General features: G+C 44.5%; 11 protein-coding genes. 8 read left to right on the top strand and 3 right to left on the bottom strand.

Going from position 1 to position 13,971, the window contains the following annotated elements; translation table 11 throughout:
• Positions 1 to 115: 115 nt before the first annotated feature.
• Positions 116 to 547, bottom strand: a complete 432-nt coding sequence (locus tag AB4274_RS17150) for a type IV pilin protein (protein ID WP_102497419.1) — start codon at positions 545 to 547, stop codon at positions 116 to 118.
• A gap of 102 nt (positions 548 to 649) precedes the next feature.
• Between AB4274_RS17150 and AB4274_RS17145 the strand changes: the two genes are divergently transcribed.
• The 7 genes from AB4274_RS17145 to tadA all read left to right on the top strand — a co-directional run bounded on the left by AB4274_RS17145 (position 650) and on the right by tadA (position 7,467).
• A complete protein-coding gene (locus tag AB4274_RS17145) occupies positions 650 to 1,150 on the top strand; it encodes a GspH/FimT family pseudopilin (protein ID WP_017095315.1) in 501 nt (166 codons plus the stop codon).
• On the top strand, positions 1,128 to 1,730 hold the full coding sequence (locus AB4274_RS17140; RefSeq protein ID WP_136974101.1) for a PilW family protein: 603 nt from the start codon (positions 1,128 to 1,130) through the stop codon (positions 1,728 to 1,730). Before AB4274_RS17145 ends, AB4274_RS17140 begins: the two co-directional genes overlap by 23 nt.
• Entirely contained in the window at positions 1,727 to 3,022 is a 1,296-nt protein-coding gene (locus AB4274_RS17135; protein ID WP_010438941.1) for a hypothetical protein, read from the top strand. Before AB4274_RS17140 ends, AB4274_RS17135 begins: the two co-directional genes overlap by 4 nt.
• Positions 3,012 to 3,422, top strand: a complete 411-nt coding sequence (locus AB4274_RS17130) for a prepilin-type N-terminal cleavage/methylation domain-containing protein (RefSeq protein ID WP_102385574.1) — start codon at positions 3,012 to 3,014, stop codon at positions 3,420 to 3,422. The genes AB4274_RS17135 and AB4274_RS17130 overlap by 11 nt, the downstream gene beginning before the upstream one ends.
• Positions 3,423 to 3,693: 271 nt before the next feature.
• A complete protein-coding gene (locus AB4274_RS17125; RefSeq protein ID WP_017059875.1) occupies positions 3,694 to 5,256 on the top strand; it encodes an AbgT family transporter in 1,563 nt (520 codons plus the stop codon).
• A gap of 230 nt (positions 5,257 to 5,486) precedes the next feature.
• Positions 5,487 to 6,776, top strand: a complete 1,290-nt coding sequence (locus AB4274_RS17120) for a hemolysin family protein (RefSeq protein WP_372112707.1) — start codon at positions 5,487 to 5,489, stop codon at positions 6,774 to 6,776.
• 85 nt (positions 6,777 to 6,861) lie between these two features.
• Complete coding sequence (gene tadA / locus AB4274_RS17115; RefSeq protein ID WP_032545688.1) at positions 6,862 to 7,467, top strand: tRNA adenosine(34) deaminase TadA; 606 nt, start codon at positions 6,862 to 6,864, stop codon at positions 7,465 to 7,467.
• Positions 7,468 to 7,528: 61 nt separating this feature from the next.
• Here the strand turns inward: tadA and AB4274_RS17110 are convergent, their stop codons facing one another.
• The gene (locus AB4274_RS17110) at positions 7,529 to 7,660 is read right to left on the bottom strand and encodes a hypothetical protein (protein WP_017059878.1); all 132 of its coding nucleotides are present in this window, start codon (positions 7,658 to 7,660) and stop codon (positions 7,529 to 7,531) included.
• A 316-nt stretch (positions 7,661 to 7,976) separates the two neighbouring features.
• Positions 7,977 to 9,545 (bottom strand): membrane-bound lytic murein transglycosylase MltF, encoded by a 1,569-nt coding sequence (gene mltF, locus AB4274_RS17105; protein WP_372112705.1) that lies wholly within the window; start codon positions 9,543 to 9,545, stop codon positions 7,977 to 7,979.
• A gap of 329 nt (positions 9,546 to 9,874) precedes the next feature.
• On the opposite strand from mltF, the gene purL reads away from it, so the two are divergent.
• Positions 9,875 to 13,783, top strand: coding sequence for a phosphoribosylformylglycinamidine synthase (purL, locus tag AB4274_RS17100; protein ID WP_372112703.1), 3,909 nt, complete (start codon positions 9,875 to 9,877; stop codon positions 13,781 to 13,783).
• Positions 13,784 to 13,971: the final 188 nt, after the last annotated feature.

Here is a 13,971-nt window from a genome sequence, read left to right as displayed (position 1 = left end):
AACTATTGGGGGTCAGTTCAGTGTGCAGGCTTTTTTGATCATCTCGTTTAGTTAAAAAATGCAGCCATGTATATGCCTAGTCATTCTTTAATCAAACCAAGGGCATTAATTTCTACTAGTTCCAGCAATCTGCAGGGGATTCTTCACCTGAAGATTTTAGCGTCATTGTTTTGGGAGTGCCTAAGCAAGAGTCACCACTTTGCCCCTTAGTTGACTGTGCCGTGGCAGTTATTATATATGCCATGCTGCTTGAACTTGCGACAGAAAATACATAGCGATCACTTGGTGATTCACACATAGTACAAGCCCCTCCTGAAACAATACTTCCCCAGCTATATACACCATTGTAAGACTGCTCAAGCGTGAGTTGGATTTTTGCCATATCAGCTAATGCTGCTGTTCTATGGGATTTTATTACATGCTCGGTATAGCTTGGGTAGGCAATAGCGGTTAGTACTCCAATAAGAGCCACTGCGATCAATAGTTCGATCAATGTCATCCCTTTGTTACTTAAGTTGTTGTTGTTACATTTATTTTTTCGAATCATCACGAGTAGTTCCTTCTCTATATTCAGCCTATTTTTCTTCGGTGGTAGCATCCTTGCAAGATTAAATACGGTTACGTATCGGTTTACATAGGAATTTGGGAAATGTCTCGCGGGTTTACCTTCTTAGAGCTACTCATAACCATATCAGTGCTCTCTATATTATTGGCAGTTGCCGCTCCAAGTTTTAGTTCGGTCTCGGAAACAGTGAAAATGCAACGGCTAGCTACCGAGCTGAATGGTTTTATGATGCAGGCGAAATCTGAGGCAGTTATGAGAAATACTGATCTTTGGGCTCATTTTCTAATGAATGGTAACTCAAATGACACCGGTGATTGGAAAATTGAATTGACTGAATTCGATGTTCCGAATACCGGTACGGCAATCCTTACAATGGAAGGAGTTTCATTTCGAAACATAGATTTCACCGTTAACTACAGTTCTGAACAAATTAAATTTAGTGGAGTAAACGGTAAAGCTAAAGATGGGCATCTCTTATTTGATATGAACTCTAAGCCTTTAAAGCTTATAACATATAGTACTTCTGGAAGAATGAGAATCTGTGGTGTGGGAGGAGACTTTTATGGTTATCAGACCTGCACTTAAGAGGCAGCAATTCGGTGCAACATTAGTCGAATTAATGATCTCTTCTATTTTGGGAATTGTAGTTATTGGAAGTGTGGGGTCGGTATTTATATCGGGACAAAACATCGCATCCGAGAGAAGTAAAGAATTATTACTATTACAACAAGTTTCAGGAGCTCTTCAATACTTTAAAGAAGATATCCAGCGTGCGGGCTACGATGGAGGGACAGGTGTATCTCTAAAATTATCAGGCTCCACCGATACTTTATATATTTCTCCTGATTCAAAAACGGTTGCATATGCTTACACTCATCAATCAGAGATTCGAAATGTCGCTTTTGTATTTGATTCAGGCTTGGTCAAGGTGTGTGATAGCCCCTCCAGTATCGTAAAAACAGTATCAGCGGCGATTAGTGGGTGCTCTTCTATCTTTGAGCCGAATCAAATTAGAGTCGTTGATTTTCATGCGAATCAGTCAAGCATTGAATCTCAAGGGGTTAGTTCAGGTATTACAACCATTATGATTTCTGCTGAATTAGTAGGAGATACGTCCGTTAATTATTCATCAAGTGTGATTGTAAAAAATAGGAATTGGCGATGAATAAAAATCAACAAGGTGCGGTTGTTTTACTTACAACAAGTGTATTACTAGTTACTGCGTTAATGTTGACTTTTGGTAGTTATCGCTCTGTTTTTTATCAAATAAAAAGATCTCAGAATGAAGTAGAAGCGCGCAAGCAACATTGGGAAGCAGAGGGAGGTCTAGAGTGTGGGTTTACATATATTGTTAATCAAAAATTGCAATCAATACCCAATAATTTAGCGACAGTTTGTAACTCGTATAGTTTTTCTTCCTTAAATGCTGACTTTACAAACCCTGAAATTTTGCTTTCTCAAGTTGGTCATAGCAGTGTTAATAAAAAAATAATCTTTTCATCTTCAGTTGGTTATGGAGCTATGAAGTCGACTTCTGATGTTATTTCTTTTGGCTCAGCACTTTTTTCACCACCAGACCCTGGTGAATTTGACTCGGCTGCTGAAGCTTATGAGTGTATCGGGGCAGTGGTTAAATATAGGTTTATTGCGACTGGTATTACCAATCATGGCGTAAGTAGTTCTATTGAATCTCCAGGAGCCGGGCATGATCCCACTAAGGATTGTAAGCCTTCTCATAAGACATCGACAGCTGTTAAATCAGGGATATGGGAGAACTCCTTTGGAGTGATAAGTTCTCATAATGTTGGGTTAGATATTCAGCGAGATGACACTATCGACCCTTTTAAAGATTTTTTCGGAGTCGATAAAAGTAAGTGGCAAGAGGTTCGTGATGATGTAGATAACGAATTTATTAAAGTTTCAATGCCTTCTAGTAGTGTTGATTGCTATAGCCAATTTTCTGATTCAATAGTGAATGGACAGCCCAATAAAGTTTGGATTGATGGCTCTTGCCAACTAGCGCCAGTTGATGTGACGAATATTGTAAATTTACAGGCTGCACACCCGGGAACCGATTTGTTTTTACTTGTTCATGACGGTGTTTTTGGGGTCACTGGTTCTGGCGATATTAGCGGTGTATTTTTTCATTTTAATAATACTTACTCTCCCACTCCTTCTCAATGGGACTCGATGACGGAAGTGAAACCTTTTGTAAATTCAGTATTTAGTGACCTAATTAATACTATGTATGGTTCTTCAAGTACTCTTACGCCATACCATGCAACTTATGCGCAAGCTGGCGCATTCAGTTTCACGGGGGGACAATTTTTTGATACAGAAGGGCAAATGGCGCTATTTAATAACTCTCTGAATTTTTCATTCAATTCAGATGTTATTGATGAGTTCGAATTTTCACCTAAGCCAAGATGGCAAAAAGGTTCATGGAATGATTTATAAGCAAAAAGGTTTTAGCCTAATTGAAGTACTCATTTCATTTTTATTGATCGGAGTCGGTTCGCTAGGGCTAATTAAGTTACAAACATATGTTGAGCAAAAGTCTGACTTTGCTATTCATAGTGTAGAAGCTTTGAATTTGGCTGAAAATAAGCTGGAATGGTTTAGAACTCGAGGCGCATCTGCCGCTTTATCGAGTATAACGCCTGCGGATTTTGCTACGGATATTGTTGATGGCATGGATCACTCGCATTTTAAATATCAACTTGATTGGACAGTGACGAACAGTTTATCCGGAGCGCTGAAGACCGTTCAGATAACAAGCTCATGGGAAGACCGGTTTGGTAATAATCAAGCGATCGAATTACATACCATGATTTCTAAATACAGCGAGTTCGATTGATTGGGTTTATAACTTCAATGTCGTGATAGTTTGCTCTTCTCGGACATTCTTTATGTGCCAGTTAAAACTCTGTATATGGAATGGTATGTTTTTTGTTTTTATATTGTTGCCATTGTATGGTATTTTTGCAAAATATGTCTCCATTTATGGAAAATTAGGTGGAATCTTGTGCTTTTTAACAACGACTTTAATAGAATATGTGCTGTACCAATAGGCCGTGGTCAAAACTTATATTAGGCCTAAACAAAACAACATCACATATGGAGTTACAATGAGTAACCAAGCCGTAAAAAAAGCACCATCGACTGAGAAGATCAGTGGTATGGACCGCTTTCTAAACTTCATTGAACGCGCCGGCAACAAAATTCCAGATCCAGCAATCCTGTTCTTCTGGGCTCTAGTTATTGTATGGGTAGCATCTGCACTTTTATCGAATCTTTCATTCGACTTAATCAACCCTCAAACGGGTGCTGCTCTTGAAGTAAACAACCTACTAACTGGTGAAGCGCTTGCTAGCTTCCTAGCGAATATGGTTACCACGTTCACAGGCTTCGCACCTCTAGGCATCGTACTTGTTGCTATGCTAGGTGTTGGCGTTGCAGACTCTTCAGGCTTCATTACGACTGGCCTTAAGAAGATGCTTAACTTCACGCCAGCTAAGCTACTAACGCCGATGCTAATCTTGGTTGCTATCGTGTCTCACACAGCAGCTGATGCAGGTTACGTTCTAGTAATCCCTCTTGGCGGTATCATCTTCCACGCTGCGGGTCGTCACCCTCTAGCGGGTATTGCAGCAGCGTTTGCTGGTGTATCAGGTGGTTTCTCAGCGAACTTTATCCCTTCAGGTATTGATCCGCTACTAGCTGGTTTCACTCAAACAGCGGCAAACGTTCTTGACCCTGCATATGTGATCAACCCTCTAGCGAACATCTTCTTTACTGGTTTGTCTTCAATTCTAATTGTGGCAATTGGTTGGTACGTTACAGAGAAAATTATCGAGCCTCGTCTTGCTAATACGCCTGTAGATGAAGATGCAGAACAAGCACCTGATCTAGGTACGTTCACAGCCATTGAATCTAAAGCATTCAAATTCGCTGGTTGGGCAATGGTTGCCGGTATTGGTCTGCTTATCGCGGCTCTAATGCCTGAAAACTCAGCACTTCGTTCACCTGAAGGCGAATTAACGGCGTTCTCAGCACCAGTAATGAAGTCTATCGTTCCTCTGATCTTCATCCTGTTTATTATTCCGGGTATCGTCTACGGCCGTGTAGCGGGTACATTCAAGAATAGTAATGATGTTATCAAAGCAATGTCTGAGACGATGGCAACGATGGGCGCATACATTGTAATGTCGTTCTTCTGTGCTCAGTTCCTATCTGCATTCGCTCAATCAAACATCGGTACTATGCTGGCACTTTACGGTGCTGAAGGCTTGAAAGCGATGGACCTTCCAGGTGAAGCAACGGTTGTTGGTATGATTCTACTAACGGCTGCAGTTAACCTTCTTGTTGGTTCTGCTTCAGCTAAGTGGGCACTGATTGGTCCTATCCTAGTTCCAATGCTAATGGTTGTGGGTATCTCTCCTGAGCTATCTCAAGCGGCTTACCGTGTAGGTGACTCAGTGTCTAACATCATCTCTCCACTAATGGTGTTCTTCCCACTGGTTGTTGTTTACTGTCAGCGCTACGTTAAGTCGACAGGTATCGGTACTCTAGCTTCTCTAATGATGCCATTCTCGATTGCGATGTTAATCGGTTGGTCTATCTTCTTGCTAGCTTACTGGGCTCTTGGTATCCCACTAGGTATCCAAGCACCTTACACTTACACAATGTAAGATTGAACTAAGCAAAACTAAGCTTTATTCATTGCTAAGCCCGCACCGAAATGTGCGGGCTTTTTTTCGCTATTTTTTCCGTTTTTTATATCCAAGGTTTTTATATCCAAAACTTTCTATATCCAAAACTTTTTATATTCAAAACTTTCTATATCCCAAATAAACGCACTCAGCTTATACTCCGGATTACGGCTAATTGTTGGCCGGTAAATTTAGGAAATCCAAGCCACATGAAAATTCTGCTTTTAGTAGGGTTAATTGTTTTAAATGGTCTGTTTGCCATGTCTGAGATTGCATTGGTAGCAGCAAAAAATAGTCGGCTGAAACGCTTAGCCGAAAAACACCGCTCCGCTCAGGTTGCTCTTGATCTCAAAGAAAACCCAACCCGCTTCCTCTCTACAATCCAAATCGGTATCACGGTAATCGGCCTACTCAGCGGGATTGTGGGTGAGGCGACGCTATCGGCTCCACTAGCCGTTCAACTTGAACTGTGGGGACTAGACCCAACACAAGCGAACATCTTGTCTACTGCGGTTGTGGTGGTAGGTATTACTTATTTCGCTATCGTTGTCGGTGAGTTGGTACCAAAGCGTTTTGCTCAGTCTCAAGCTGAAAACATTGCTGTGTTAGTCGCGCTGCCAATCTTCTGGTTATCTAAAATCGCGACGCCGTTTGTGTTTGCGTTGTCGGCTTCAACGGAAGGTATTCTTAAGTTGATGGGCCGAGGCGGTGAAGAAGATAGTGTCACTGAAGACGATATCCATGCACTGGTGAAAGAGGGCTCAGAATCTGGAGTGATTGAGCGCGGCGAGCAAGAGATGATTCGTAATATCTTGCAGCTTGATGATCGCCTTGTAAGCTCGTTGATGACGCCACGTCGAGACGTCGACTTTCTAGATATTGAGCAACCTGTAGAGCAGATATTTAAGAAACTACGCTCTTCAAAGCACAGTGTATTTCCACTATGCCAAGACCATCTCAATAAAGTGGTCGGTACGGTGTCGTCCAAAGCCTTGCTGAATCAGGCGGGCAATCTAAGCATTCAAGTGATCATGGGGCTGTCTCGCTCGCCGATCTATGTTCCAGAATCGATGAAAGCTCTGCGTCTACTTGGCTACTTTAAAGAGTCGGGCACCGAGATGGCATTCATTGTCGACGAGTATGGCGATGTTCAAGGTCTTGTGACTCATTACGATATTCTTGAGGCGATTGCTGGCGAGCTATCGAATAATCCGAACGATCTTTGGACCGAGCAAGTGGAAGACGGTTTGTTGGTGGATGGATTGATTCCTATCAGTGAACTGAAAAACCGTTTAGAGCTATCGGATTTTGAGGGCGAAAGCGAGAGCTTCCAAACGTTGAATGGCCTTGTGACTTGGTTAATAGGGCGCTTACCGGATGCAGGCGAAGTTGTTCAATACCAGCAGTGGCAGTTTGAAATTATCTCTGTTGAGAATAACCGTATTGTGAGCATCAAAGCGACGCCAATAGCCGGTGACACAGAAGACGCTAATAGCTAACAGTTCGACCAACCAGCAAGCGGCAATGGTTCATTGTCTCTTGTTGTTTTAACCTCTTTATTGTTCATTATCACGAAGATTAGGTATGCTTCACCGCATACCTATTTTCGTTTTTATCCTTTGTTTTCTGGAGTTCCCTTTGTCAGACCATCAATTCACCCCTCAAGATGAAATCTTCATGCGACGCGCCATTGAGGTAGCTAAGCAAGCAGAGAGCGAGGGAGAGGTTCCAGTGGGTGCGGTATTAGTGAAAGATGGGCAGATTATCTCTGAAGGATGGAACCGTTCGATTGGCAGCCACGATGCAACGGCACACGCAGAAATTGAAACCTTGCGTAAAGCCGGTCAAACCTTAGAAAACTATCGGCTACTCGATACCACTTTATACGTTACGCTAGAGCCTTGCCCAATGTGCGCAGGTGCCTTGCTACACAGCCGAGTAAAGCGCATTGTGTTTGGTGCTCCAGACTTAAAAGCAGGCGCTGCAGGTACAGTGTTGAATTTGTTTGAAAGCCAGGCCTCATACCACTATGCCGACGTTGAACATGGTTTGTTAGAGGAAGAGTGCCGTGAGCAATTACAAGCGTTTTTCAAGCGTCGTAGAAAAGAGATAAAAGAGAAGCGAAAGCAAGAACGTCTGTTGGAAGAGCAGCGTTTAGAAGCAGAGATGAAGGCTGGCAATAAGAAATAGCAGCGTACTTTCGGCACTCTCTATCGCAAGAGTGCCAAGCAAACTGCCTGAGTAACTACATTTACTCAGCAATCATCTGCATGAAAGCGCGATTGCGCCAAATGATCTTCTTCTTATTATTTGAAAGCATACGCTTACGACGGTTTGCAGCAACGGTCTTATCAAGGCGTTTCGATTTCAGTTTCTTCATCATTTCAATGATTTCCTATTTGTCGTCTGACTTTTTAGTTTGGACTAACGATTTAATTATAGTGTTATTCGTTTGTTTGGCCTGTCGCACGCTTGGCTTAAATAGAAGAGCAGTTCTAGTCTAAAGCCAGCATTGCAGTGCAACAGAGCATAATCTTGATTGTGGTGTGCCGTTATAAGGTTCGATTGTTACTGCAATATGACACTCTAGATCTCATCATCATTTTCTTGCCTGCTTCCCTTATCCCTTAGTGACGAAAGAAGAGTCGAAAAAAGACAATAAAAAAGAGCAATGCTAGATGGCATTGCTCTTTTGGGTTTTACTGTGAAGGCTCAGAACTGCTTACTGTCGACTGAGCTGGGCTGATACTCGATTCAGCACCTGAGGTTTCTAAAGGTGGGATCACCACCAAACCTTCAAGGGTCGCTTCTTGTTCTTTATTGCGCTTATTTACATGGCCAATAATGCTTTGGTAATAACGGCGAATGTTTTCAACGTAGTTTCTCGCTTCATCACCACGCGCATACCCATATCGAGTTTGGCTGTAGTACTTCTTCTGTCTTAACAGAGGCAATCTGTCTTTCACATCGCCCCAAGCATCAGGATCTCCTCCTTGTGCCTTCGTGAGGCGACGCGCGTCCATCATGTGCCCGTAACCGACATTGTATGAAGCAAGTGCAAACCAGATCTTTTCGTGTTGAGTGATTGAATCTGGTACTCGGTTCACGATACGACGCAGGTACTCAACACCGCCTTGTACCGACTGGTTCGGGTCGAGACGGTTGGTTACCCCAACACTCTTCGCGGTGGGCAGTGTCAACATCATCATGCCACGAACACCCGTTGGTGAGCGCGCAACAGGGTTCCAGTGTGATTCTTGGTAGGCCAAAGCGGCAATCAAGCGCCAATCAAATTCTTGAGAGTACCTTTGAAATAGCGGCGACCATTTTGGCAACTTGCTGTCCAGTGCGCGGATAAAGGCACGAGTATCAACGTAGTCAAAAGTGCCGATGTGGCCGATGTATTTCTCTTCTAGTGAAGCCAGTTCACCAGACTGTTTTAGGTTACCGAAGAACTCAATCAGCAAAGCATACAGGCTTTCATCTTCCGATCTATTTAGGTACCAAGAGATAGGTTGGTCTTCTGTCAGCTCAAATGCCAAGGCAACATCTGGGTACAAACGTTGCGCCAGTGATAGCTCGATAGAGTCGGCCACTGTGAATAAACGTTCGCCTGTTGATACTTCTTTTAGCAGGTCATTGATGTCTGCATTGCCAACCGCGTCATAGATGAAGTCATCGTGCGTTTTCTGCAGCAGTTTGAGTGTTGGTTCAAAGTGCGAGTCTTTCACCACAACCAAAGAGGGCGTCAGCGTCTCGCTTGATACCGCAGCTTCTGATTCAGCTTGTGCTTTTACAAACTCAGCCTGACGCTCATTCTCAAAATTGATCAATTGCTCAAGGTTTCTTGGGCGCCATTGGCCCTTTTTGTACACGACCTGTTGGCTTACATAGTAATAAGCAGGCGCGGCGCGGTAAGCGCGTGTCAGTTTGTTATTTTGCGTTAAGCCGGTCGCGATAAGGTCGATCTCGCCTTTCTTCAACGCAGGGAATAAGCCTGACAAACGGTAAGCGGGTTTAACCTCAAGCTTTACACCAAGCTCCTGCGCAAATTCACGAGCTAATTCGTAATCCAAGCCTGCAGGGCCATCAGGACCAATGTAATAAGAGAGTTGGTTATTTAGGGTGCCGACACGAAGAACACCGCGATCTCGTATTTGCTCAAGGACACTTTTAGGTTCAGATTCAATCTGGCATCCCGCGAGCCCAACCAGAGCGATAACGAGCAGAATGAATTTAGACGAAAAGATGAGCGTAAATTTAGGCATCAAAATGAAATCTCGAAAAGTGGAAGCCCCTTTATACCAAACCCCGCAAGGCTGGCAAAGCAGGTTTAATTAAACAGTTGTAAAAGTGGTGATAAATGCAGCAAAAGTACCATTTACGCAGAAAGATAAAAAAAATCACGCAAACGGTTGCTTTTGGTGTTACGTCACAAAAAGAAATGCTTTATAATGCGCTCGCATTGAAGAGGTGGGATCGGCATAGGTTTTTAAACCTTCGGGAATAGCTTCGAAGAAAACAGTTAGGTTTTTCCTTTAACCCACTGAATTTATTCCAATACTACCTTAATTAACTGCATAAGAGACGTAAGCACATGAGAATTTTGCGTGGCTCCCCAGCTCTATCTGAGTTTCGTGTTAACAAGCTTTTAGAGCTTTGTCGTGAATTAAGCTTACCTGTAACAGGTATTTACGCTGAGTTTGCCCACTTTGCTGATCTAACGGCAGACCTAGATGAGTCTGAAGTTGAGAAGCTAGAAAAGCTACTGACTTACGGTCCAACGATTGAAGAGCATGAACCTGAAGGTTTACTGCTGCTTGCAACGCCACGCCCAGGCACTATCTCGCCTTGGTCTTCAAAATCAACAGATATCGCACACAACTGCGGACTGGCTAAAGTGTCACGTTTAGAGCGCGGTACTGCTTTCTACATTGAAACCTCTGCTGAACTTTCTGAACTTCAACTTGTTGAGCTGAAAGCAATCCTGCACGACCGTATGATGGAAGTGGTTTTCACTGACTTCGAATCAGCGGCGGCACTATTTACCGTTGCTGAGCCTGCTCCTTATGCGGAAGTTGACCTACTAACTGGTGGACGTAAAGCGCTTGAAAAAGCAAACGTTACCCTAGGTCTTGCACTTGCAGAAGATGAGATTGATTACCTTCTTGAAAGCTTCACTGAGAAGCTAGGTCGTAACCCGACTGACATCGAGCTAATGATGTTTGCACAAGCGAACTCAGAGCACTGTCGTCACAAGATATTTAACGCTGATTGGACTATCGATGGCGTTAAGCAAGAAAAATCATTGTTCAAGATGATTAAGAATACCTTTGAAACGACACCAGAGCACGTTCTGTCTGCTTATAAAGATAACGCAGCGGTAATGACTGGTTCTGAAGTTGGTCGTTTCTTCCCAGATCCAGAAACTCGCCAGTACAACTACCACCAAGAAAAAACACACATCTTGATGAAAGTTGAAACGCACAACCACCCAACGGCAATCTCACCGTGGCCAGGCGCATCGACAGGTTCAGGCGGTGAAATCCGTGATGAAGGCGCAACCGGTATTGGTGGTAAGCCAAAAGCGGGTCTTGTTGCTTTCTCTGTATCTAACCTTAAGATCCCGAACTTCGTTCAACCTTGGGAAACTGACTTTGGTAAGCCAAGCCGTATCGTTACTGCTCTGGATATCATGCTTGAAGGTCCTCTTGGTGGCGCGGCATTCAACAACGAGTTTGGTCGTCCAAACCTACTTGGCTACTTCCGTACTTACGAAGAGAAAGTAAACTCTCACGCAGGTGAAGAAGTGCGTGGTTACCACAAACCAATCATGCTAGCTGGTGGTCTTGGCAACATCCGTGATGAGCACGTTCAGAAGAAAGAGATCCCGGTAGGTGCAAGCCTAATCGTTCTTGGTGGTCCTGCGATGAACATCGGCCTTGGTGGCGGTGCGGCATCTTCAATGGATTCTGGTTCTTCTTCTGAAGATCTTGATTTCGCTTCTGTACAACGTGAAAACCCAGAGATGGAGCGTCGTTGTCAGGAAGTTATCGACCGTTGTTGGCAGCTTGGTGATGCGAACCCAATCGCATTTATCCACGATGTGGGCGCGGGCGGTATCTCGAATGCTCTTCCTGAGCTAGTCGACGATGGCGAGCGTGGCGGTATCTTTAATCTACGTGACGTGCCAAACGATGAGCCGGGCATGAGCCCACTTGAGATCTGGTGTAACGAATCTCAAGAGCGTTATGTAATGGCGGTTGCTGATAAAGACATGGCAACGTTCGACGCGATTTGTAAGCGTGAACGTGCACCGTACGCAGTGGTTGGTAAAGCAACTGAAGAACGTGATCTGAAATTAGAAGATTCACACTTCGACAACACGCCAATCGACATGCCAATGGACATCCTATTAGGTAAAACACCTAAGATGCACCGTGACGCGAAAATGCTAAAAGCTAACAACCCTGCGATTGACCGTTCTGGCATCGAGATGAACGAAGCGGTTGACCGTGTTCTTCGCTTGCCAACAGTCGCTGAGAAAACATTCCTTATCACCATCGGTGACCGCTCGGTAACAGGCCTTGTAGCTCGTGACCAAATGGTTGGTCCATGGCAGGTTCCTGTTGCTAACTGCGCAGTAACAGCGGCAAGCTACGACTCTTACCACGGTGAGGCTATGTCTCTTGGTGAGCGTACGCCAGTGGCACTTCTAGACTTCGGCGCATCGGCTCGTCTAGCGGTTGGTGAAGCAATTACTAACATCGCAGCGACCAACATCGGCGATATCAAACACATTAAACTGTCGGCTAACTGGATGTCTCCAGCAGGTCACCCAGGTGAAGATGCAGGTCTTTACGAAGCGGTTAAAGCGGTTGGTGAAGAACTATGTCCAGCTCTGGGTCTAACTATCCCAGTGGGTAAAGACTCAATGTCGATGAAGACTAAGTGGGAAGAGAATGGCGAGCAGAAAGAAGTAACGTCTCCGCTATCTCTTGTTATCACTGCGTTTGCACGTGTTGAAGATGTTCGTAAGACGATTACTCCTCAGCTTCGCACTGACAAAGGTAATACAAGCCTAGTTCTTATCGACCTAGGTAACGGCAAAAACCGTATGGGTGCAACAGCACTTGCACAGGTTTACAAGCAGCTTGGTGACAAGCCAGCAGACGTAGACAACGCAGCGCAACTAAAAGGTTTCTACGAAGGCGTTCAAGCACTTGTAGCGAACGACCAAGTTGTCGCTTACCACGATAAAGGCGATGGTGGTCTATTCGTAACGCTAGCAGAAATGGCATTCGCAGGTCACTGTGGTGTTAATGCAAACATTGAAGCGTTAGGTGAAGACACGCTAGCAGCACTGTTCAACGAAGAGCTAGGTGCAGTAATCCAAGTCCGTAACGACGACCTAGACGCAGTACTTTCTACTCTTGCAGCTAACGGTCTAGAAGCATGTTCTCATGTGATTGGCAGCGTTGTTGGTGAAGGGGAAGCATCAGATGAACTAGTGATTAAGTCTGGCGAGTCTGTAGTGATTGAACGTAACCGTACTGAACTACGTACTATCTGGGCTGAGACAACGCACAAGATGCAAGGTCTGCGTGATAACCCAGTATGTGCTGACCAAGAACATGAAGCGAAGAAAGACAACTCGGACCCAGGTCTGAACGTGAAACTGAGCTTTGACGTAAACGAAGACATCGCAGCACCGTTCATCAACACAGGTGCTAAGCCTAAGATGGCGATTCTACGTGAGCAGGGTGTTAACTCTCACGTTGAAATGGCAGCAGCATTCGACCGTGCAGGCTTCGAAGCAACTGATATTCACATGAGCGACATCCTAACAGGTCAAGCGGTACTAGAAGAATACAACGGCCTTGTGGCATGTGGTGGCTTCTCTTACGGTGATGTACTAGGTGCTGGTGAAGGTTGGGCGAAGTCGGTTTTGTTTAATGACTCTACTCGTGACCAGTTTGAAAACTTCTTCAAGCGTGAAGATACCTTCTCTCTAGGTGTGTGTAACGGTTGTCAGATGCTGTCGAATCTACGTGAACTTATCCCAGGTGCGGAGTACTGGCCACGTTTCGTTCGCAACGAATCTGAGCGCTTTGAAGCACGTTTCAGCCTAGTAGAAGTTCAGAAGTCAGATTCTGTATTCTTCAACGGCATGGAAGGTTCTCGTATGCCAATCGCTGTTTCTCACGGTGAAGGCCGCGTAGAAGTACGTGATAACGACCACCTAAACGCGATTGAAAACTCAGGTACGGTTGCTCTACGTTACGTTGATAACAACGGTAACCAAACGCAGCAATACCCGAATAACCCGAATGGTTCGCCAAACGCTATCACAGGTTTAACAACGACTGACGGCCGCGTGACAATTATGATGCCTCACCCAGAGCGTGTATTCCGTACGGTTGCAAACTCTTGGTCTCCGGAAGGTTGGGGCGAGAATGGCGCTTGGATGCGTATGTTCCAAAACGCACGTAAGAACGTGGGTTAATTGAAAACGATTTAAACAGTGTTATCGGGACAATAACCACAAGCGCAGATCGAAAGGTCTGCGCTTTTTTGGGTGGTGAGTGTGGTGTAGGGATCACCGTATAGTGGATGTGTGTATAACAAACTTTTGGACAGAAATGAGTTTTGGAAAATCAAACATTAGCAAATGACTAGGGCGTGTTGATCTTT

It is taken from the genome of Vibrio sp. 10N.261.55.A10 (genome assembly GCF_041470825.1).
In the GTDB taxonomy this organism is placed as follows: domain Bacteria; phylum Pseudomonadota; class Gammaproteobacteria; order Enterobacterales; family Vibrionaceae; genus Vibrio; species Vibrio crassostreae_C.
This window is presented reverse-complemented; position numbering and strand designations above follow the sequence as displayed.

What these genes read in the sequence shown, in the direction of transcription:
- AB4274_RS17150 (WP_102497419.1), bottom strand. Translation starts at nt 547, where the DNA reads ATGATTCGAAAAAATAAATGTAACAACAACAACTTAAGTAACAAAGGG.
- AB4274_RS17145 (WP_017095315.1), top strand. Translation starts at nt 650, where the DNA reads ATGTCTCGCGGGTTTACCTTCTTAGAGCTACTCATAACCATATCAGTG.
- AB4274_RS17140 (WP_136974101.1), top strand. Translation starts at nt 1,128, where the DNA reads ATGGTTATCAGACCTGCACTTAAGAGGCAGCAATTCGGTGCAACATTA.
- AB4274_RS17135 (WP_010438941.1), top strand. Translation starts at nt 1,727, where the DNA reads ATGAATAAAAATCAACAAGGTGCGGTTGTTTTACTTACAACAAGTGTA.
- AB4274_RS17130 (WP_102385574.1), top strand. Translation starts at nt 3,012, where the DNA reads ATGATTTATAAGCAAAAAGGTTTTAGCCTAATTGAAGTACTCATTTCA.
- AB4274_RS17125 (WP_017059875.1), top strand. Translation starts at nt 3,694, where the DNA reads ATGAGTAACCAAGCCGTAAAAAAAGCACCATCGACTGAGAAGATCAGT.
- AB4274_RS17120 (WP_372112707.1), top strand. Translation starts at nt 5,487, where the DNA reads ATGAAAATTCTGCTTTTAGTAGGGTTAATTGTTTTAAATGGTCTGTTT.
- tadA (WP_032545688.1), top strand. Translation starts at nt 6,862, where the DNA reads ATGCTTCACCGCATACCTATTTTCGTTTTTATCCTTTGTTTTCTGGAG.
- AB4274_RS17110 (WP_017059878.1), bottom strand. Translation starts at nt 7,660, where the DNA reads ATGATGAAGAAACTGAAATCGAAACGCCTTGATAAGACCGTTGCTGCA.
- mltF (WP_372112705.1), bottom strand. Translation starts at nt 9,545, where the DNA reads ATGCCTAAATTTACGCTCATCTTTTCGTCTAAATTCATTCTGCTCGTT.
- purL (WP_372112703.1), top strand. Translation starts at nt 9,875, where the DNA reads ATGAGAATTTTGCGTGGCTCCCCAGCTCTATCTGAGTTTCGTGTTAAC.